The organism is Streptomyces sp. WP-1, from assembly GCF_030450125.1.
GTDB lineage: Bacteria > Actinomycetota > Actinomycetes > Streptomycetales > Streptomycetaceae > Streptomyces > Streptomyces incarnatus.
In genome coordinates, this window is the sequence record NZ_CP123923.1 from 1,857,241 (window position 1) to 1,877,546 (window position 20,306).

General features: G+C 74.1%; 17 protein-coding genes. 9 read left to right on the forward strand and 8 right to left on the reverse strand.

The features are described 5' to 3' along the window. Window positions 1–52: 52 nt before the first annotated feature. Both QHG49_RS07885 and QHG49_RS07890 read right to left on the reverse strand, forming a co-directional pair. The gene (locus QHG49_RS07885) at window positions 53–1,390 is read right to left on the reverse strand and encodes a radical SAM protein (protein WP_301488120.1); all 1,338 of its coding nucleotides are present in this window, start codon (window positions 1,388–1,390) and stop codon (window positions 53–55) included. A gap of 114 nt (window positions 1,391–1,504) precedes the next feature. Further along, window positions 1,505–2,512, reverse strand: coding sequence for a hydroxyacid dehydrogenase (locus tag QHG49_RS07890; protein WP_301488122.1), 1,008 nt, complete (start codon window positions 2,510–2,512; stop codon window positions 1,505–1,507). 102 nt (window positions 2,513–2,614) lie between these two features. Between QHG49_RS07890 and QHG49_RS07895 the strand changes: the two genes are divergently transcribed. The 3 genes from QHG49_RS07895 to QHG49_RS07905 all read left to right on the forward strand — a co-directional run bounded on the left by QHG49_RS07895 (window position 2,615) and on the right by QHG49_RS07905 (window position 7,734). Beyond that, the gene (locus tag QHG49_RS07895; RefSeq protein WP_301488125.1) at window positions 2,615–3,859 is read left to right on the forward strand and encodes an FAD-binding protein; all 1,245 of its coding nucleotides are present in this window, start codon (window positions 2,615–2,617) and stop codon (window positions 3,857–3,859) included. A 164-nt stretch (window positions 3,860–4,023) separates the two neighbouring features. Beyond that, entirely contained in the window at window positions 4,024–6,912 is a 2,889-nt protein-coding gene (locus QHG49_RS07900) for a glycoside hydrolase family 2 TIM barrel-domain containing protein (protein WP_301488126.1), read from the forward strand. 87 nt (window positions 6,913–6,999) lie between these two features. After that, on the forward strand, window positions 7,000–7,734 hold the full coding sequence (locus tag QHG49_RS07905) for an alpha/beta fold hydrolase (protein WP_301488129.1): 735 nt from the start codon (window positions 7,000–7,002) through the stop codon (window positions 7,732–7,734). Here the strand turns inward: QHG49_RS07905 and QHG49_RS07910 are convergent. Next, the gene (locus tag QHG49_RS07910) at window positions 7,668–8,474 is read right to left on the reverse strand and encodes an isocitrate lyase/phosphoenolpyruvate mutase family protein (RefSeq protein WP_159706101.1); all 807 of its coding nucleotides are present in this window, start codon (window positions 8,472–8,474) and stop codon (window positions 7,668–7,670) included. The two genes, QHG49_RS07905 and QHG49_RS07910, sit on opposite strands and share 67 nt — an antisense overlap. Before the next feature lie 279 nt (window positions 8,475–8,753). On the opposite strand from QHG49_RS07910, the gene mmuM reads away from it, so the two are divergent. Continuing rightward, a complete protein-coding gene (mmuM, locus tag QHG49_RS07915) occupies window positions 8,754–9,689 on the forward strand; it encodes a homocysteine S-methyltransferase (protein ID WP_301488132.1) in 936 nt (311 codons plus the stop codon). A gap of 126 nt (window positions 9,690–9,815) precedes the next feature. Then, window positions 9,816–10,220 (forward strand): response regulator transcription factor, encoded by a 405-nt coding sequence (locus QHG49_RS07920; RefSeq protein WP_159706097.1) that lies wholly within the window; start codon window positions 9,816–9,818, stop codon window positions 10,218–10,220. Window positions 10,221–10,287: 67 nt separating this feature from the next. On the opposite strand, the gene QHG49_RS07925 is transcribed toward QHG49_RS07920, so the two are convergent. Further along, the gene (locus tag QHG49_RS07925; RefSeq protein ID WP_301488136.1) at window positions 10,288–10,881 is read right to left on the reverse strand and encodes a TetR/AcrR family transcriptional regulator; all 594 of its coding nucleotides are present in this window, start codon (window positions 10,879–10,881) and stop codon (window positions 10,288–10,290) included. Window positions 10,882–10,987: 106 nt separating this feature from the next. Between QHG49_RS07925 and QHG49_RS07930 the strand changes: the two genes are divergently transcribed. Further along, window positions 10,988–11,779 (forward strand): SDR family oxidoreductase, encoded by a 792-nt coding sequence (locus QHG49_RS07930; protein WP_201300695.1) that lies wholly within the window; start codon window positions 10,988–10,990, stop codon window positions 11,777–11,779. A 139-nt stretch (window positions 11,780–11,918) separates the two neighbouring features. Then, window positions 11,919–12,530 carry an O-methyltransferase gene (locus tag QHG49_RS07935; protein WP_301488140.1) on the forward strand — a complete coding sequence of 204 codons (612 nt, stop codon included), beginning with the start codon at window positions 11,919–11,921 and terminating at the stop codon, window positions 12,528–12,530. A gap of 218 nt (window positions 12,531–12,748) precedes the next feature. Here the strand turns inward: QHG49_RS07935 and QHG49_RS07940 are convergent, their stop codons facing one another. From QHG49_RS07940 to QHG49_RS07950, 3 genes are all read right to left on the reverse strand, one after another. Beyond that, window positions 12,749–14,320, reverse strand: coding sequence for a carboxylesterase/lipase family protein (locus QHG49_RS07940; protein WP_186337712.1), 1,572 nt, complete (start codon window positions 14,318–14,320; stop codon window positions 12,749–12,751). 317 nt (window positions 14,321–14,637) lie between these two features. Next, window positions 14,638–14,889, reverse strand: a complete 252-nt coding sequence (locus tag QHG49_RS07945) for a hypothetical protein (RefSeq protein ID WP_186337697.1) — start codon at window positions 14,887–14,889, stop codon at window positions 14,638–14,640. Then, window positions 14,886–15,749, reverse strand: coding sequence for an oxaloacetate decarboxylase (locus QHG49_RS07950; protein ID WP_159706091.1), 864 nt, complete (start codon window positions 15,747–15,749; stop codon window positions 14,886–14,888). Before QHG49_RS07950 ends, QHG49_RS07945 begins: the two co-directional genes overlap by 4 nt. Before the next feature lie 490 nt (window positions 15,750–16,239). Between QHG49_RS07950 and QHG49_RS07955 the strand changes: the two genes are divergently transcribed. Then, window positions 16,240–16,872, forward strand: coding sequence for a VOC family protein (locus QHG49_RS07955; protein ID WP_159706089.1), 633 nt, complete (start codon window positions 16,240–16,242; stop codon window positions 16,870–16,872). A 39-nt stretch (window positions 16,873–16,911) separates the two neighbouring features. Here the strand turns inward: QHG49_RS07955 and QHG49_RS07960 are convergent, their stop codons facing one another. Next, window positions 16,912–18,231: a YihY/virulence factor BrkB family protein gene (locus QHG49_RS07960; RefSeq protein ID WP_301488144.1), complete on the reverse strand. Its 1,320-nt coding sequence runs from the start codon at window positions 18,229–18,231 to the stop codon at window positions 16,912–16,914. A 164-nt stretch (window positions 18,232–18,395) separates the two neighbouring features. Between QHG49_RS07960 and QHG49_RS07965 the strand changes: the two genes are divergently transcribed. Next, window positions 18,396–20,033, forward strand: coding sequence for an acyl-CoA dehydrogenase family protein (locus QHG49_RS07965; RefSeq protein ID WP_301488145.1), 1,638 nt, complete (start codon window positions 18,396–18,398; stop codon window positions 20,031–20,033). Window positions 20,034–20,306 lie beyond the last annotated feature (273 nt).

Consider the following 20,306-nt stretch of genomic DNA (forward strand, 5'->3'; position numbering starts at 1 on the left):
CCGGCCCCGCTGACAAGCGGACCGTGCGCAAGCGATCACTCAGGGTGACAGCTCAGGCCTTGACCTGCGGCTCCTCCTCGGCCGTCTCCCGTGCGGGCAGGCTGTCCATGAAGGAGCTGACCGAGAAGACCGCGCGGCCGGGTCCGGGCGGGCCGTAGCCGGGCGGGGAGGACAGCCCGAAGTCCTCCATCGTCTGCCGGTAGGCCTGGAGCAGCCGGATGTGGTACTCCAGCGGCGCGCCCTGCGGGTTGGCCTTGCCGAGCGGGGTGGTCGGCTCCGGGCACCAGGTGGTGAAGCGGGGCGTGATGCCGTGCGACATGAAGAAGCGCAGCCCCTCGGCGGTGGAGGCGATCGCCTCGTCGACGGTGGTGAAGCCGAAGGGCTCGGCCATCTCCACGCCCGCCACGAAGTTGGGGATCACATTGCGCGCGCCGAAGATCTCGGCGGAGTCCAGGATCCGCTTGTGCCACTCGTCGCGGCCGACGTAGCGCTCCTTGCCGGGGCAGTACAGCTCGAACAGCCGGCGGTCCCACACCTCGAAGTTGGGGTGGTAGATCTGCACGCCGTAGTCCTTGAACCGCTGCACGTCGTCCTTGGGCAGCGCCTGGGCGACGACCTTGCCGATCCAGCGGCCCGGGAAGCGCTCCTCGATGGCCTTGGCGTAGTGGCCGTAGAAGTCGGCCTCGTCGCGCCCGGCGACCGTCTTGGTGATGGCGCCGCCGGTGAGCGTGTAGGCGGTGGACGCCTTCTGGGTGTCGTACCGGTCGATGATCTCCAGGGCTTCGAGGACCTCCTCGACGTCCTTCACACCCGTGTACGGCCGCCCCGCCGCCTTGTGCTGGCGCCAGTTGTGGTTGATGTCGCAGTACTGGCACTCCTCCTTGGCGCCGAAGTACTGGCAGACCCGGAAGACGGTCAGATAGATCAGGTAACCCCACTGGATGGTGGGCGCGACCTCCATCACGGACTTCCCGTTGGACAGGGTGTGCCGGTAGTACTCCGGCATCGGCGGCACCCCGACGTCGGCGATCCGCTTGCCGTCGAGGTAGAGGCCGAGCACTCCCCCGTCGTCGGCGGCGACCCGGTAGGGGGAGGCGGGGTTCACCCGTACGGAGACGACCGTACGGCGCAGGTCGTACGGCCCGCCGGTGAGGATGATCTCCTCCGGGGGCCGGCGCAGCGCGGCCTCGCCCAGCTCGGGCAGGGTGCCGTGGTCGAAGGAGAAGATGAAGTAGGACTTCGGCTTGACGTCGCCGCCCTCGTTGTCGCTCAGGGCGGATTTGTCGAAGGCGACACCGCCGCGGAGCAGGTCCTCCTTGAAGACGGCTTCCCGCGGCACGTGCGGGAAGCGCTCCATCAGATCCTCGACCAGTGCGGTGCGTGTGCCCATCCGTATGTCTCCTCCCGGCTCAGGCGTACTGCCCCACCGTATGCCCCCGGCCAGGGCGCGGCGGTGCCGGGTCCCGTGGGCGCGTCCGGGGCGGGGTTCCCGGGCGGTCCGGGGTCAGGCCAGCCGGTCCAGCGCGGCCGGGTCGACGGCGTGGCGCAGTCCCGCGCCGGCCGCCAGCCGCGCGGCCTCCTCGACCACCGCCCGGCCGAGGCGGGCCACCTCGTTGCCCTGGGAACCGGCCAGGTGCGGGGTGACGAAGGCGCCCGGCAGCTCGAACAGCGGGGAGCCGGCGGGCAGCGGTTCGGGGTCGGTGACGTCCAGGACGGCGCGCAGCCGCCCGGTGCGCACCTCCGCGACCAGCGCGTCATGGTCGACGAGGGAGCCGCGGGCGGTGTTGAGGAGCACCGCCCCGGTGGGCATCAGGGCCAGCTCGCGGGCGCCGATCAGGTACCGGGTGGCGGGGGTCCCGGGGGCGTGCAGGGTGACGACGTCGCTGGTGCGCAGCAGCTCGTCCAGGGGCAGCAGCGGCACCCCGAGGGGTGCGGCCTCCCCGGCGTCCAGGGTGGGGTCGGCGAGGGTGACGGCGAGGTCGTGGGGGCGCAGCAGTTCGATCAGCCGGCGGCCGACGCGGGAGGCGCCGACGACGCCCACGCGGCGGCCGTGGTTGCCGAGCCCGGGAAGGATCGCGCCGTACGGGAAGTCCCGGCGCTCGCGCAGTTCCTCGCGCAGGGCGAAGACGTCCTTGCCGGTGAGCAGGATCATGGCGAGGGTGTACTCGGCGACGGGCAGCGCGTTGGCGTCGGCGGCGGAGGAGACGAGGATGCCGCGCCGCCACACCTCGGCGGTGGTGAAGCCCTTGACCGAACCGGCCGCGTGCAGCACGGCGCGCAGCTTCGGGGCGCCGTCCAGGGCGGCCGCGTCCAGGAGGGGGCAGCCCCAGCCGGTGACGAGGACCTCGGCGCGGGCGAGGGCCGCGCGCGCCCGGGGCTCGGTGAAGTCCTGGGCGACCAGGGCGGGATCGAGGTCGAGGTGGGTGCGCAGGCGGGCGAGGAGGCCGGGCGGGAAGACGTGCGGCACGTTCTCGGCCGCCATGGCGAGCACGGCCTGCGGGCGCTCGGGCAAGGACGGACCCTCCGGGCTCGGTGCGGCATGGCTGTCCTTACCGTAGGTCGCGGCGGAGAAGGGGGCCAACGGACCCGCCGCCCCGGCGAGAGGATCGGCAGCATGAGGGAGACCGTCACCAACTGGGCCCGCACGATCGCCTACGACGCGAAGGAGTACCGGCGCCCGGCCTCGCTCGACGCGCTGCGCGCCCTGGTGTCCGGCGCGGCGAAGGTGCGGGTCCTGGGCAGCGGGCACTCCTTCAACCGGATCGCCGATCCCGGCCCGGACGGGGTGCTGCTGTCGACGGCCGGGCTGGCGCCGGTGACCGAGGTGGACACGGCGGCGCGGACGGTCCGGGTCGCGGGCGGGGTCCGCTACGCCGAGCTGGCCCGCGCCGTGCACGCCCACGGCCTGGCCCTGCCGAACATGGCCTCGCTGCCGCACATCTCGGTGGCCGGTTCGGTGGCGACCGGCACCCATGGCTCGGGCATGGCCAACCCGCCGCTGGCCTCGGCGGTGCGGGAGGTGGAGCTGGTGGTCGCGGACGGTACGACGGTGACGGTCGCCCGGGGCGACGCCCGCTTCGGCGGCGCCGTGACCTCGCTGGGCGCGCTGGGCGTGGTCACCGCGCTCACCCTCGACCTCGAAACGGCGTTCGAGGTGGAGCAGCGGGTGTTCACCGAACTTCCTCTGGAGGGGCTGGAGTTCGAGACGGTCGCCGGCTCGGCGTACAGCGTCAGCCTGTTCACGGACTGGCGGAACCCGGGCTTCCGCCAGGTGTGGGTCAAGCGGCGCGCGGATCGGCCGGCGGTGGACTTCCCCTGGGCGGCGCCGGCGGCTGGGCCGGTGCATCCGGTGCCGGGCATGCCCGCCGTCAACTGCACCGAGCAGCTGGGTGTCGTGGGGCCGTGGCATGAGCGACTGCCGCATTTCCGGGCGGAGTTCACGCCGAGCAGCGGGGCGGAGATCCAGTCGGAGTACCTGGTGCCGCGCTCGGCGGCCCTCGGCGCGCTGAGGGCGGTCGACGGGATACGGGAGAGCGTCGCGGGGGTGCTCCAGACCTGCGAGGTGCGCACGGTCGCCGCCGATCCGCAGTGGCTCAGTCCGGCGTACGCGCGGGACTCGGTGGCGCTGCACTTCACCTGGGTGCGGGACGAGGCGGCCGTACGGCCCGTGGTGCGCGGCCTGGAGGAGGCGCTGGAGCCGTTCGAGCCGCGTCCGCACTGGGGGAAGGTGTTCGGCATGCCGGCGGCGGTGGTGCGGGGGCGGTACGAACGCCTCGGCGACTTCCGGGCGCTCGTCCGGTCCCTGGATCCGACGGGCAAGTTCACCAACGCGTTCGTCGCGGATGTCCTGGGCGGCTGACGGTCTGTGGGGGCGGGGAGTGTTCCGGGCAGGGAGTGGGCGCCCTTGTCTGGTCAGGGGGTGGGCGCCCTTGTCGGGTGCCGGGTGCCGTGTCTAGCCTCGCGTGAGCATCCCTCCCGCCTGACCCCACCCCTGCGTCGTGTGTGGCTCCAGATCGGAGACCGATGTCCGTCGACCCCTTCCCCTGCAACGGCAACGGCACCGAGTACGTCGAGGACGTCTCCCCCGGCTCCGGTGCGCTGCCGCCCCGCGCCCGGTACGCGTCCTCCGACGCCCCGTCCCTCTCCCTGAACGGCTCCTGGCGCTTCCGGCTGTCGCCCACGGCCGAGGCCGAGCCCTTCGCGCGGGAGGGGTACGACGCCGGCGGCTGGGCCGAGATCGCGGTCCCCGGCCACTGGGTCCTCCAGGGCCACGGCTCCCCGGTGTACACCAACCACCGCTACCCCTTCCCCGTCGATCCGCCGCGCGTGCCGACCGAGAACCCGACCGGCGACCATCTGCGGTGCTTCGACCTCCCGGCGGACTGGCCGCACGGCGACGGCGACGGGGCGGTGCTGCGCTTCGACGGGGTGGAGTCCTGCGCCCGGGTCTGGCTGAACGGCACCGAGCTGGGCACGTTCAAAGGGTCGCGGCTGGCCCATGAGTTCGCGGTCGGGCCGCTGCTCAGGGCCGCCGGGAATGTGCTCGCCGTACGGGTGCACCAGTGGTCGGCGGGGTCCTATCTGGAGGACCAGGACCAGTGGTGGCTGCCCGGCATCTTCCGCGATGTCACCCTGCTGCACCGCCCCGCCGACGGCGTACGGGACTTCTTCGTGCACGCCTCGTACGACCATCGCACGGGCACCGGCACCCTGCGCGTCGACTCGGACGTCGCGGGCCGGGTCACGGTCGCGGACCTCGGCATCGACGTCCCGGCCGGACAGCCGGTGACGGTGCCGGTGCGGCCCTGGTCGGCGGAGGTGCCACACCTGTACGACGGGGTGCTGGCCACCGGCGGTGAACGGGTGCCGCTGCGGATCGGTTTCCGCACGGTGGCGGTGACGGACGGCCTGATCGAGGTCAATGGACGGCCGGTGCTGTTCAAGGGCGTCAACCGGCACGAGTGGCATCCGGAGCGGGGCCGCGCGCTGGACCTGGCGACCATGCGCGCGGACGTGCTGCTGATGAAGCGGCACAACATCAACGCCGTGCGCACCTCCCACTATCCGCCGCATCCGGCGTTCCTGGACCTGTGCGACGAGTACGGGCTGTGGGTGATCGACGAGTGCGATCTGGAGACCCACGGCTTCACCGAACTGGGCTGGCGCGACAACCCCGTTGACGACGACCGCTGGACCCCGGCCCTGCTGGACCGGGCGGCCCGGACGGTCGAGCGGGACAAGAACCATCCGTCGGTCGTCCTGTGGTCGCTGGGCAACGAGGCCGGTACGGGCCGGGGTCTGACCGCGATGGCCGAGTGGATCCGCGCCCGCGACCCCGCCCGCCCGATCCACTACGAGGGCGACCACGACTGCCGTGACACGGACGTCTATTCACGGATGTACGCCGGGCACGCGGAGGTGGAGCGCATCGGCCGGCGTCTGGACGGGGGCCCGCGGCGCAGGCGCCGGCTCCCCTTCGTGCTGTGCGAGTACGCGCACGCCATGGGCAACGGCCCCGGCGGACTCGCCGACTACCAGAGGCTGTTCACGTCGTACGAGCGTCTCCAGGGCGGCTTCGTCTGGGAGTGGATCGATCACGGCATCGCGCATCCGGAGCTGGGCTTCGCCTACGGCGGCGACTTCGGGGAGGAGCTGCACGACGGGAACTTCGTCTGCGACGGGCTGGTCCTCCCGGACCGGCGGCCGTCCCCCGGCCTGGCCGAGTACAAGAAGGTGCTGGAGCCGGTCGGCATCACGGGCGACGGCAGCGCGGGCACGGTCCGGGTGACCAACGGGTACGACGCCGCCGATCTGTCGGCGCTCGCGTTCTCCTGGTCGTACCAGGTGGACGGGGAGACACTCGCCACCGGAGCGCTGCCGGTGCCCGCCCTGGCGCCCGGCGAGTCGGCCGACGTCGGACTCCCCGCGCCACCGGCCGGGGCGCCGGACGGGGAGGCGCACTGGCTGGTCAGGGCGGTGCTCGCGGCCGACGCGCCGTGGGCGGGGCGCGGGCATGTCGTCGCGTGGGGCCAGGTCCAGGTCTCGGACCGCACGCCCCCTCGGGTTCCGGCGACCGCCCAACTCCGCCCGGACGATGGAGCGTTCACCCTGGGCCCCGGCACTTTCGACGCGCGCACCGGCGCGCTGACCGCGATCGGCGGCGTGACGGTCACCGGTCTCCGGCTGGACGTGTGGCGGGCGACCACCGACAACGACGAGGGCGCCGCCTGGCAGCACGACCCGCGCTGCGGACCGCTGTGGCGGAGACTCGGCCTGCACCGGATGCGGCACCGTCTCGACGCGGTGGAGACGGGTGACCACGCGCTGACCGTGCGCACCCGAGTGGCGCCCGCCGGAAGGGAGTTGGGGCTGGCGGCGATGTACCGCTGGACGGCGGACGGGGACCGGCTGCGGCTGGCCGTCAGCGTCGTACCGGAGGGCGACTGGACGCTGCCGCTGCCCCGGCTCGGCATCCGCCTCGGGCTGCCCGCGCCCCCGAGCGACCGGGTCCGATGGTTCGGCGGCGGTCCCGGCGAGGCGTATCCGGACACCAAGTCGGCGGCATTGGCCGGGCGTTGGGAGTCGACGGTGGCCGACCTCCAGACGCCGTACGTCCGTCCGCAGGAGAACGGCGCCCGGATCGACGTCCGCTGGGCGGAGCTGGGCGGTCTGCGGGTCGAGGGCGAGCCCCTGTTCCTCCTGACGGCCCGCCGCTGGACCACGGAGCAGCTGGACGCCGCCGCCCACCGGACCGATCTGGTGCCGGGTGACACGGTCTGGGTCAACCTGGACCACGCCCAGCACGGCATCGGCTCCCAGTCCTGCGGCCCCGGCCCGCTCCCCCACCACCGACTGCGCGCGGAACCGGCCGAGTTCTCCTTCGTCTTCTCCCCCGCTCCGGGCACCGCTTAATTCGGAGGCTTCGGGGCGGGGCGGCCCGTACTGTCGGCCGGTCAGGACGATCGGCGCCCGGACTCCGGGCCTCGGAGAGGATGAGCGATGACCGAGACGGCGGACGACGCCCGCGACCACTACGACATCACGGGTGAGGGCCCCGTGCTGTTGCTGCTGCCGGGCGGCGCCGGGCACCCCATGGGTCTCGGGCCGCTGGTCGAGGCGCTGGCCGCGCGGTTCACCGTGGTGACGTACGACCCGCTGGGGCTCGCCCATGGCCGGCTCGGCCTGCCGGTTCTGGAGCAGCGGGTGGCGGACTGGAGCGAGGGGGCGCACCGGGTGCTGACGGCGGTGCTGCCCGAGGGCGAGTCGGCGTATGTGTTCGGGACCAGCTCGGGCGGTATCGCCGTGCTCGATCTGCTCGCGCGGCATCCGGAGCGCCTCGCGCACGCGGTCGCGCACGAGCCGCCGTGTGTGACCGTGCTGCCGGACGGTGCCGAGCGGCGCGCCGAGCTGCTCGGACAGCTGGACGGCGGTGAACGGCCGCCCGCCGAGGGCGAGTCGGCGACACCGATGGGGGTCTTCCTGGCCCGGGTGCTGCGCCCGTTCACCACGTACACGCCGGTCCCCGCGCCGGAGCCGGCCGCCCGGCTCACGCTCGTCGCGGGCGCCGACTCGCGCGGTCAACTCCTGCACCGGACGACCGAGTGCCTGGCCGGGCGGCTGGGCGCCGCGTTCACGGAGTTCCCCGGCGGGCATCTGGGCGCGCTGGATCACCCGGCGGAGTTCGCCGGCCTGCTGACCGAGGTGCTGCGCTCCAGCGCGCACACCTCGTCGTAGGAGGGGGTCGTACCGCCCGGCGTCCGACCGGCGGCGATGTCGGTCATGGCGTCCAGCGCGGCGCCCAGCGCCCTGCGGTACAGCAGGGAGCCGAGGCTGATCCGGGCCACGCCCAGCTCGGCGAGGCGGTCGACGGTGGGTCCGGCGGGCGAGTGGAGGAGGTTGAGGGGGGCGCCGAGGTGCCGTACGAGGGCGGCGATGCGGGCCGGGTCGGTGAGGCCGGGCACGAACACGCCGTCGGCGCCAGCCTGTTGGTAGGCGTCCAGACGGCGGAGGGTGTCCTGCTCGTCGCCGTCCCCCGACCAGTACGTGTCGGTGCGGGCGTTGACGAACATCCCCGGTACGGCGGCCTTGACGGCGCGGATCTTCGCGGCGAGCAGCCCGCTCGCCCCGAGGCCGTCCTCCAGATTGACGCCGACCGCGCCCGCGGCCCACAACTCCGCCGCCAGCCGGGCCACTTCCCCGGGGTCGTCGCCGAAGCCGTCCTCGGCGTCCACGGACAGGTGGTACGAGCCCGCGCCGAGCGTCAGGGCGAGCCGCACCGTGTGCTCCCGGGTGGCCGCCGCCCCGTCGGGCAGCCCGACGCCCGCCGCCACCGCGAGGCTCGACGTGGCGATCGCGGGGAAGCCCCGGGCGGCCAGGGCGGCGGCCGAGGCGTGGTCCCAGGCATTCGGCAGCAGCAGCGGCTCACCGGGGCGGTGCAGCGCGGCGAAGGAGGTCACACTGAGGTCTGCGGTCATACGGCCACGCTAGGGCCTCTCGTTCGGATCACGCCGGGCTCGCGGGCCCTGGCACCGCGCGCCTCGCGGCGTTGTCGTCGGTTGCCATGGCTCCGCCATGCCGCCCTCCTCCGCCTTGCGACGCACGGCACCAGACCCCGCTCCCTGATCCGGCCTGATCCGAACGAAAGACCCTAGGGCCGGTTCGGCACGGACCGGAGCATGCGGGGGCGCCGGTGTCGTGACCACCCCCTGGACACCACCCGCCGTTCCCCCGTCCGGTGGACTAGCGTCGCCGTCATGACCGGCAACGCTTCCTCCCCCGCCCTCGCCACGGCCCTCGCCGCCGGGACGGTCGTGCTCGACGGCGGGCTGTCCAACCAGCTGGAGTCCGCCGGGCATGACCTGAGCGACGAGCTGTGGTCGGCGCGGCTGCTCGCCGAACGGCCGGAGGCGATCACCGAGGCGCATCTCGCCTACTACCTGGCGGGCGCGAGCGTGGCGATCACCGCCAGCTACCAGGCCACCTTCGAGGGCTTCGCCCGGCGCGGCATCGACCGTCCGGAGGCGGCCCGTCTGCTCGCGCTGAGCGTCCGGCTGGCCCGGGACGCGGCCCGGCGGGCGCGGGACGCGGGTGTGGAGCGCCCGTTGTGGGTGGCCGCCTCGGCGGGGCCGTACGGCGCGATGCTCGCGGACGGCTCCGAGTACCGGGGCCGCTACGGGCTCGACGTGGCCGAACTGGAGCGCTTCCACCGCCCCCGTCTCGAAGCACTCGCCGCCGCCGCGCCGGACGTGCTCGCCCTGGAGACCGTCCCGGACACCGACGAGGCCACCGCGCTGCTGCGGGCGGTACGCGGACTCGGGGTCCCGGCGTGGCTGTCGTACACGGTCGACGGCCCCCGCACCCGGGCCGGCCAGCCCCTGGAGGAGGCTTTCGCGCTCGCGGCCGACGCGGACGAGATCATCGCGGTGGGCGTGAACTGCTGCGCCCCCCAGGACGCGGCCCCCGCCGTCGGACTCGCCGCCCGTATCACCGGCAAACCGGTCGTGGTCTACCCCAACAGCGGCGAATCCTGGCAGCCCGCCTCCCACACCTGGAGCGGCCCCGGCACCTTCACGCCCGCCCAGGTCACCTCCTGGCACACCGCCGGCGCGCGTCTGATCGGCGGCTGCTGCCGGGTGGGTCCGCGGAGCATCGCCTCGATCGCGCGGACGCTGCGGGCTGAGCCGGTCTGACCGGCGGGCGGGGCGGCCGTGTCCTCCGGTCGCAGGACACGGGGTCCGGCCTGTCATCGGTACCGGGCCCACCGGTGCGCACGGCAGGGGGGGCGCGTCCAGGTCTCCGGTTCAGGGGGAAGTCCCATGTCCACCACACCGACGGTGCTCACCACCTACGAGACGGACCAGGACATCCTGCGGGCCATCGAGGCGGGCGCCTCCGGTTATCTGCTCAAGGACATCGTGCCCGACGCCCTCGCCCGTGCCGTGCGGGCGGCGGCGCGCGGCGAGACCGTGCTGGCGGAGCCCGCGCAGCACACCCTCCTCAACCGGGTGCGCAACCCCCAGGCCGCCCCGGCGCTGTCCCCGCAGGAGGTGGCCGTGCTCCGGCACGCCGCCCAGGGGCGGACGAACGCGGCCATCGGCGCGGCGCTCCACATCAGCGAGACCACCGTGAAGACGTACCTGAGCCGCGCCTACGAGAAGCTCGGCTGCGGCGACCGCACCTCGGCCGTCCGGGTGGCCGTGCAGCGAGGACTGATCGCCTGACCCGTACGACCGCTGCCGGCACCGGAGTCGACGGCGTCCCACCCCGTCCGCGATCCGGGGGGCGTGCTCAGGGGGTGCCGCGCAGGCCGGTCAGCAGGATCTCCAGGGCCAGGTCGGCCGCCTCCCCGACCGGTGTCTCGTCCAGCAGCCGGCCGACCGCGAGCACGGCCAGGCCATGGACGGTGGAGAAGGCGACCTGGGCGAGGCGCACCGGGTTGCCGGGGCGGACGGCGCCGGTCCGCTGGGCCTCGGCGATCAGCTCCGCCGCGATCTCCAGGCTGCGGTGCCCGAGCGCGCTGATCTCGCCGTCCGGTTCCTGCTCGTGCTTGACGGTGAACATCAGCTCCAGCAGGGCGGGCCGCTCGGTCGCGAACCCCACGTAGGCGCGCCCCAGTGCGGCCATCCGGCGTTCGACGGGGCCGGGGCCCTGGGCCGCCGTCGCCATGCGCCGGTTCAGGTCGGTGAAGCCGTCGACCACGAGCGCGTCCAGCACGGTCTGCCGGTCGCGGAAATGGCGGGTCGGGGCGGCGTGGCTCACGCCGAGGTCCCGGGCCAGCCCCCGCAGGGACAGCCCGACGGCGCCGCTCTCGGCCAGCACTTCCTCCGCCCGCTCCAGCAGAGCGGCCCGCAGGTTGCCGTGATGGTAGGAGCCCTCGGCCACGCTGTCCCTCCCGATGTTGTCAGTTGACTACAATGATGTCACTTGCCTACATTGACGGGACCGGCACACCCCGACCGCACGACCGACCGAAGCGGAGCCCTCTCCCATGCCCACCATGTCCTATCAGGGGACCGCGGCCCTGATCACCGGCGCCAGCTCCGGCCTGGGCGAGGAGTTCGCCCGGCAGTGGGCCGAGCGCGGCGCCGGCGTCGTCCTCGTCGCCCGCCGCCTCGACCGGCTGGAGACCCTCGCCGCCGAACTGGAGAAGCGGTACTCCGTCTCCGCCATGCCCATAGCCATGGACCTCGCCGAGCCGGGCGCCGCCGCCGCACTGCGCGAGGAACTCGCCGCGCGCGGCAGATCCGTGCAGACCCTGATCAACAACGCCGGGTTCGGCAGCCACGGCGCGTTCGCGGAACAGGACCCGGAGCAGATCGCGCGCATGGTCCGGCTCAACGTCGGGGCGGTCGCCGAACTGTCCCGGGCCTTCCTCCCGCAGCTGGCCGCCGACGGCCGCGGCGCCCTGGTCAACGTCGCCAGCACGGCGGCCTACCAGCCCACCCCGGCCATGGCTCTGTACGGCGCCACCAAGGCCTTCGTCCTCAGCCTGACCGAGGCCCTCGCCCATGAGAACCGCGACCGCGCGCTGCGCGTGCTGGCGGTGTCCCCGGGACCGGTCGCCACCGAGTTCTTCGACGTCGTCGGCAGCAGGAAGGCGATCGTCGGCCGGATGGCCACGCCCGCCGACGTGGTGGCGGCGACCCGTCGCGCCCTGGCGGGCCGCCGCACCCCGTCCAGCGTCATCGCCGGGCTCGGCAACCGCGTGTCGGCGACGGCGGCCCGGCTCGCCCCGCGCCGCATCGCCCTGGCCGCGGCCGGCCGGGCCCTGGGGGCGTGACCGGGCCGGTCGCGGCCCGCGCGACGACCGGAAGCGGTTCGTCCGCGAACCGTTTCCACGGCCTGGGCCTCGATCCGGGCGGGACGGTACCCGAGGGCCGCGGCAGTGGAGCGGCCCGCCGCGAACGAAGGAGCAGGCGATGCCGAGCACATTGGTGAACAGGTTCCGTCCGGTGGCCGTCGCGGCGATCGCCGCCGTCCGCAGGCCACTGGCGGTGGCGGACCCGTTCGCCGACGTCCAGGCCGCGACCCGGCGGCACCGGCGCGCCCACCGCTGCGGGGCGTTCGCCTACGGGGAGGGGTCGTTGCCCGCGGCGATCGTGGCGGCGGCCGGTGCCGGGCGGATCGTGGAGGTCGGTACGGCGCTGGGCTACACGGCTCTCTCGATGGCCCGGGCGGCGCCGGGCGCGCGCGTGCAGACGATCGACATGGACCCCGTCCACGTCCGCCTGGCCCGGGAGCAGATCGCCGCGCACCGGATGGACGACCGGGTCGACGTCCTGCCGGGCAACGCCGAGACGGTCCTGAAGACCCTGGACGGCGGCTCCTACGACGTGGCGTTCTTCGACGGGTTCACACCGACCGGCGAGGTCGTCCGGGAACTCCATCGCCTGCTGCGGACCGGCGGGACACTGATCGCGGGCAACCTCATCCTGGGCCCGGACCGTACGGTCACCTCCCATCTCGGCGACCCGTCCCGTTGGCAGACCCACTCCCTCGGCGAGACCGCGCTGTGCGTCAAACGCGCCTGAGCACGGAGCCATCCGCACGCGTGGGAGCCGCTCTCGGCGGGTGGTGAGCAGGGCATTCCCGTGAGGGAGACCGCCGCACTGGCCCGCATGGCTCCGCCCAGGGGCCGGAGGGGCGACCCCGGCCCGTCGAGGACTTCCCCGCCGAGGCCGTCCGAGGGCGGGGCCCGATCGCCGCACCCGGGGCGCCGCCGAAGCCGGGGGTGCGCCCGGCGCGGGACTCAGCGTCGACGCGCCCCCACCGACCGGCGCAAGCGGCGCATGGCGGAGGCCAGTTCGGCGCCGGGGGCGCGGGGGACGGAGGCGGGACGGCGGGGCGGCGGGGTGCGGGGGGTGGTGGACCAGAGGGCGTACTCGGCGTCGCGGGGGCCGTGGGCGGTGTACGCCGGGCCGTCGCCGAAGACGCGGACGGGGTGGTCGGCGTTCCAGGACTCCCAGCCGGGGTCGCCGGTGGCCGCGAAGCGCACCCAGGCGCCGTGCATCTCGTCGCACAGCTGGTGCGGGGCGCCCTCCCCGGCCAGTCTCCGGGACTCCGGGATGTCCCCGGAGTCGAACACGAAGCCGAGTTCCAGGGCGTGGCAGGCGCGCAGGTCGGGGCGCTGGGAGGGCCAGGCGAACTCGTAGAGGTGGCTGGTGGCGGGGCGGGCGTCGGCGAGGCGGTGCAGCGGGACGCGCAGGATGTGGTCGGTGACCATCTGGCCGACGATCTCGGCGGCGCCCGCGTCCGGGTGCAGGGCCCGGTAGCCGCGCGGTATCTCATGGCTCGCGTGGCAGCGGGCCATGGCCCCGGCGACGGCGACGGCACCGAGCCGGTCGATGTGCTCCAGCAGCCCCCCGGGCACCAGCCACAGCCGGTACTCGTCCCGGGTCCAGCCCGCCAGCAGGTCCACGCCCCGGGCGGTGTCGCCGTCGATCAGGGCCTCCAGCGGGTCGCGGGGCACCAGGTCGCCGTCCACGACGATACCGAACGCCGGTCCGCCGAGCACCGGACCGGCGAGCCGGCCCACCTCGGCCTGGGTGCGCAGCAGCAGTTCGCGGTCCACGGCGGCGAAGGCGGCGGCGGTCGCGGGGATCTTCAGCCGGGCGGCCATCCGGCGCACCATCCGCCGTACCTTGTCCCGCTCGCAGACCTCCGGCGGGCCGCTCTGCAGGACCGCGCGCCGGATCAGGCCGTCGGTGTGCGGCGAGGCGAGCAGGACGCCCGCGCTGATCGCGCCGGCCGACTGGCCGCACAGGGTGATCCGGTCGGGGTCGCCGCCGAACGCCGCGATCGTCTCGTGCACCCAGCGCAGCGCGGCGAGCTGGTCGCGCAGGCCGGGGTTGGGCGGTGCGTCCGGGAACAGTCCGTAGCCCTCGATGCCCAGCCGGTAGTTGACCGAGACGCAGACGACGCCGTCACGGGCGAAGGTACGGCCGTCGTAGACCGGGACGGCCGAGGAGCCCCTGGTCAGGGCGCCGCCGTGCAGCCACACCAGGACGGGCAGCCGGGCCCCGGGGGCCGGGTCGGGTGTCCAGACGTTGAGGTTGAGGCAGTCGTCGCCGGGGATCGAGGGGTCGGAGAGGTACTGGGCGAACGCCTCGGAGTACGGCGGTTTCGGCGCGGTCGGGCCGAACTCGGCCGCGTCCCGCACCCCGTCCCAGGGCTCGGGCGGCTCGGGGGGCCGGAAGCGGCGGGGGCCGACGGGCGGGGCGGCGTACGGGATGCCCCGGAACACGGCGACACCGCGCTCACGGCGGCCGCGTACGGCGCCGTGGGGCGTGCGGACCACCGGGCCCATCGGGTCTGCCGTCATCGCCCACCAGCCCTTCGCCGTCATGCACCTTTCATTTCCAGAGCACCACAGGGGGCCGGTGTATTCCGGTGCACAGACCTCCGGCTGGGCCGTTCGGCGTACCGGGCCGCCCTCCGCACGACGGCCCGGGGCGACGGCGCCGGGCCGGGTACGGGCAAGGACCGGGTACGGCAAGGACCGGGTACGGCAAGGACCGGGTACGGCAAGGACCGGGCGCCCCCCTCGCGGGGGGGATACCCGGCCCTCGCCGCCCCGAGCACGCGGCCGTACGACCGACCGGCCGCGTGAGCGCGCGCCCTCCTCAGTCCCTCGGGTCCTCAGTCCTCGTCCGGCGCCGGAGGGTTGCCGAAGAGGGCCTCGATCGCGTCCACCGCGCTGCCGTCGTGGTCGCTGCCCGCGTCGCCCTTGCCGGTCTGCACATTGGCCGTGCGGTCGACCTCGAGCCAGGAGTCGGCGTGCGAGTTGTCGACCAGGGTGACCAGGCTGTTGTCGGCGAGTGCCGGGGCGGCTCCCGCGCCGAGGAAGGCCGCGGTGAGCACGGCCGCCGTGCCGAAGCGGGCGGCCCTCACACGCCCACGCTCTCGGGGGCGAGCCGGTCGCGGGCGATGTTGCGTTCCAGCAGCGTGGTGGACGCCTGCACCCCGATGCCGCTGGCCGGGTCCACCACGGGCAGCCGGCCGTCGGCGGCCTTCAGCCCGGTGAGCGCCGAGTCCATCGCCTCGTGCGCGGCGAACAGGCAGGGCGTGCTGTAGATGGCGACGTCCACGCCGAGGTCGGACAGCTCGCCGAGGGAGAGGCGGGGCGACTTGCCGCCGGCGATCTGGTTGAACAGCAGCGGCTTGGTGCCGACGACCTCCCGGATCCGCTTGATCCACTCGACGCTGCGCACCCCGTCGACCAGCACCACGTCCGCGTCGGTCGCGGCGAGCCGCTCGGCGCGGTGCAGGATGTCGTGCTCGTCGGTCGCGTCGGTGCGGGCGACGACGACCAGGTCCTTGCGGGTCTCCAGGACCTGGTTCAGCTTCTCCAGGTACTCCTCCAGCGGCAGCACCTGCTTGCCGTCGGCGTGTCCGCAGCGGCGGGGCCGCTTCTGGTCCTCCAGGATCACGCCGGAGGCACCGATGCGCTCCAGGTGCTCGACGACGTGGCAGGCGACCTCGGGATCGACGTACCCGTCGTCGATGTCCACGAGGAGGTGGTGGTGCGGGAAGGCGCCCCGCAGCCGCTGGACGAAGGCCACCATGTCGGGCCAGGCGATGAATCCGATGTCCGGCAGGCCGTAGTACGAGGCGGCGAAGCCGAATCCCGAGACGAACATCCCGTCGTAGTGCTTGGCCGCGATCGACGCGGAGTACATGTCGTAGACGCCGATCAGCGGTGTGGTCCCGGGCCCGGCGATGCGGTCGCGCAGCTTCTTACCGTGGGTCAAGGTCCGGCTCCTTCTGTGGGTACGGCACGGCGGCGAGGGCCGCAGCACCTCAGTGCCCTTTACCAATCCAAGAGCATCTCTAGGTACTCACATTGTCTTGCCATGACGCCAGCTTTACTCACTGGAATGGCGCAATCCGTTCACCGCAGAAACGTCACTTGAGGAGCCGATCCGCCCAACCGATGCCGCCGTCCAGGTGAGCGAGAAAGTCCGGATCCCTACAGGCGCAGGGGCGCGCCCGAGCCCGGCGCGGAAGACCCGGCGGGTGGTCCGGGCGGGCGTCGGAGTCGTACCGCTCGTCGGCGCGTTCCCGCACGGCGGGCAGGTGCCGGATCGCGGGGTGGCGCGGGTCCGCGACCGGGGGGGCGGGAGCCTGCGGTGACCTCATGACGTGGGTCTACGTCAACTGGCCCGCACGGTGCGGTCGATGAGGGCCGGCCCCGCGTGACGGCCTTGAACGGGGCGGCCGTTGACCGTAGCCTCCCACCGGGTGAACGCCATTCCCGCGCATCTGGACCATCTTGTCCTCGCCACCCCCGATCTGGCCGCGTCCGTCGCCGAGTTCGCGCGGCGCACCGGGGTGACCCCGGCGCCCGGCGGCGCGCACCTCGGCCACGGCACCCGGAACCATCTGGTGGGGCTCGGCGGCCGGGCCTATCTGGAGATCGTCGGCCCGGACCCGGAGCAGCCGGCGCCGGCCGGTGAACGGCCTTTCGGTGTGGACCAGTTGGCCGGGCCGTGCGTGCTGACCTGGGCGATCAGCCCGCCGGACCTGGACCGGACGATCGCGGCGGCCCGCGCGCGGGGCTACGACCCGGGGCCCGCGCACCCGATGAGCCGCCGCACCCCGGACGGGGGCCTGCTGCGGTGGCGCCTGACCGGCGGCGAGGACGCGCATCCCTCGGGCCTGGTGCCGTTCCTGATCGACTGGGGCGACTCGCGCCACCCCGCCGATTCGGGCCTGCCGGTCACCCCGCTGCTCAAGGTGTCCGCGACCGTGCCGGGACCGGAGGAGGTGCGCGGCCCGCTGGCGGCCCTGGGCACCGGGCTCGACCTGGCCGAGGGGCCCCTGGCGCTCCGCTTCACCGTGGACACGCCCCGGGGACCGGTCACGTTCGGCTGAAGGACGGCGGCCGTCGCGGCGGCCGGCGGCCCTCCCGGTTCACCACTGCCGGTAAGGGTTCTCGCCGCTTCCGTCGCCGGGGATGCGGGGGCCGCCGCCGCTGCCCGGGAACTGCGGGCCGCCCCCGTCGGCCTGCGGGCCGGTGCCGTTCACCTGCGGGCCGGTGCCGTTCACCTGCGGGCCGTCGGTCTGCTCGCCGTCCCCCTTCTCCCCCTTGGGCGTCACCCGTCGGTGCGTCCCGTGGCCGCCCCACGCGGGCCCCCGCAGCCGTGAGGTGACGTCCTCCGGCGGCAGGAAGCGCGACCAGCGCTCGGGGAACTCGGACGGCATGTCCGGGTCGTCGGGGTCGTCCTGGAGGTTCTCCCGCGCCCCCGTGGCCCGGGCGACGTACTCGGCGACCTGCGCGTGCCGCACCCGCTCGTTGGCCTCGCGGGCGGCGGCCGTCGCGGCGGCCGGCCAGACCCGGTCGATCGCGGCGTTGACCGCCGCGCCGACCAGGACGGCGAAGGCGGACACCCCGATCCACAGCATGACGGCGACGGACGCGGCGAGGGAGCCGTAGATCGTGGCGCCCTCGATGGTGTGCACGAGGTAGATGCGCAGCAGGAAGCTGCCGAAGACCCACATCGCGAGGGCCACCAGCGCGCCGGGCACGTCCTCGATCCAGGGCGAGCGCACCGGCACGGACACGTGGTAGAGCGTGGTCAGGAAGACGACGGACAGGACGATGACGACCGGCCAGTACAGGACCTGTACGACCGTCTCCGACCAGGGCACCACCCGTACCACCGCGTCCGGTCCCGCGACCATCAGCGGCAGCGCCACCGAGCCGATCAGCAGGGCCACGATGAACAGCACGAAGGACATGATCCGGGTGCGCACGATGCCCCGGACGCCGTCGAGGCCGTACATGACCGTGATGGTGTCGATGAAGACGTTCACCGCGCGGGACCCCGACCACAGGGCGAACAGGAAGCCGAGCGAGATGACATCGGGCCGGCCGCCCTTGATGACGTCGTGCAGGATCGGTTCGGTGATCTCCTTGACGCCCTTGTCGGACAGGACGGTCCGGGAGGCGTCGAGGAGATTGGTCTCCAGGCTGCGGATGGTGTGCGCGCCGGTCCAGGTGTCGACGTAGGCGAGCAGCCCGATGAGGCAGAGCAGCAGCGGGGGCACCGACAGCAGGGTGAAGAACGCGGCCTCGGCGGCGAGGCCGAGGATGCGGTACTCCATGCAGGAGTTGACGGTGTCCTTGAGCAGCAGCCAGGCGGTCCTGCGCTTGGACACGTTCCGGTAGAGAGCGCGGGCCCGGTGGAGCCGTCCGACCGGCCGTTCGGGGGAATCACTTGCTGGCTGCACGACCCAAAGGTATCCGCAGCGAGCGCCCCCGCTCACCTCGCGGGGCGTTCCGGCGGGCGCCCGCGCACGACCCGCACCCGGCTGTCCCGTTTCCTCCCGCCGCCCGGCCGCCCCGTGTCATCCTGGATGCTCGCACCGCCGCCGTTCCGGGTAGGTTCGCCCTCATGGCAGGCTTCTCCACCCACACCGTGACGAACCAGCCGCCCCCGCTGGCCGGCTACGACCTCTTCGCCGCCGACCGCGCGCTCGTGGACGCCGTCGAGCGGCACACCCCCGGCGAACTGCTCGACGAGGTGCGCACGGAGCTGTCCGCGCTGGGGCGGGCCGGGGGTTCGGCGCAGCTCCAGGAGTGGGGCAGACAGGCGGACGAGCAGCCGCCCCGGCTGCGCACCCACGACCGGTACGGCCACCGGATCGACGAGGTGGAGTTCCACCCGGCCTGGCACCGGCTGCTCGGCAAGGGCGTCTCGGCCGGGCTGACCGGCGCCTGGGCCCGGCCGGCCGGGCATGTGCGCAGGGCGGCCGGGTTCCTGCTGTGGACCCAGGTCGAGGCGGGCACCTGCTGCCCGCTGTCCATGACCCACGCGGCCGTGCCCGCGCTGCGCGCCGATCCCGCGCTCGCCGCGCTCTGGGAGCCGCGGGTGACCTCCACGGTGTACGACCCCGAGCTGCGGCCCGCCGCGCGCAAGCCCGGCGCGCTCTTCGGGATGGGCCTGACCGAGAAGCAGGGCGGCAGCGATCTGCGCGCCAACAGCACGCGGGCCCGTCCGCTCGCGGAGGAGGGCGCCTACGCGCTCACCGGGCACAAGTGGTTCTGCTCCGCCCCGATGTCGGACGCCTTCCTGGTGCTGGCGCAGGCGCCCGGGGGCCTGACCTGCTTCCTGGTGCCGCGCGTCCTGGACGACGGCACGCGCAATGTCTTCCTGCTCCAGCGGCTCAAGGACAAGCTGGGCAACCGGTCCAACGCCTGCGCCGAGGTCGAGTTCGACGGCACCTGGGCGCGCCGGGTCGGCGAGGAGGGGCACGGGGTGCGGACCGTCATCGGGATGGTCGCGGCGAGCCGCCTCGACTGCGCGCTCGGCTCGGCGGGCCTGATGCGGCAGGCGGTGGCGCAGGCGGCGCACCACTGCGCGTACCGGGAGGCGTTCGGGGGGCGGCTGCTGGACAAGCCGCTGATGCGCAATGTGCTCGCGGACCTCGCGCTGGAGTCGGAGGCGGCGACCGCGTTGGGGCTGCGGCTCGCGGCGGCGTACGACGACGGGAGCGAGCGGGAGCGCGCCTTCCTGCGGCTCGCGGTGCCGGTCGCCAAGTACTGGATCACCAAGCGGTGCGCGCCCGTTGTGGTCGAGGCCGCCGAGTGCCTGGGCGGCAACGGGTATGTGGAGGAGTCGGGGATGCCCCGGCTGGTGCGCGAGTCGCCGCTCAACTCCGTGTGGGAGGGCGCCGGGAACGTGCAGGCGCTCGATGTGCTGCGGGCGCTCCAGCGGGAGCCGGACGCCCTGGACGCGTGTCTGACGGAGATCGGGCGGGCGCACGGCGCCGACCACCGGCTGGATGGGGCGGTGAAGGACCTCTTCACCGAACTCGCCGACCTGGCGGGCGCGGAGGGCCGGGCGCGGCGGCTGGTGGAGCGGCTCGCGGTGGTGCTCCAGGGCTCGCTGCTGGTGCGGCACGCGCCGCCGGCGGTCGCGGACGCCTTCTGCGCCTCCCGGCTCGGCGGCGACCACGGCGGGACGTTCGGCACGCTGCCGGGGGGTCTGGACCTGGTGCCGGTGGTGGAGCGCGCGCGGCCGGTCCGCTGAACCGCCTTGCCGTGCAAGGGAGTCGGGCGCCCTGGCCGAAAACCGCCGGTGCGGGCCGGGGGTGGTGCTGCGCCGACACGGCACCACCCCCGCCACCCGGGCACGTTGCGGCCCGTGGACGCCACGCGGGGCGTCCTGGTCAAGTCTCGGCCGGGATCGGACGGTTCACCAGGGTTGCAGGGGGTTGCAACTTGTCGGTGCGCATGCGCGGAGTCTGTGCCTCCGGCCTGTCCGGCCCGGCAGTATGTGAGGGACGACCGGCCGGAAAGCGCC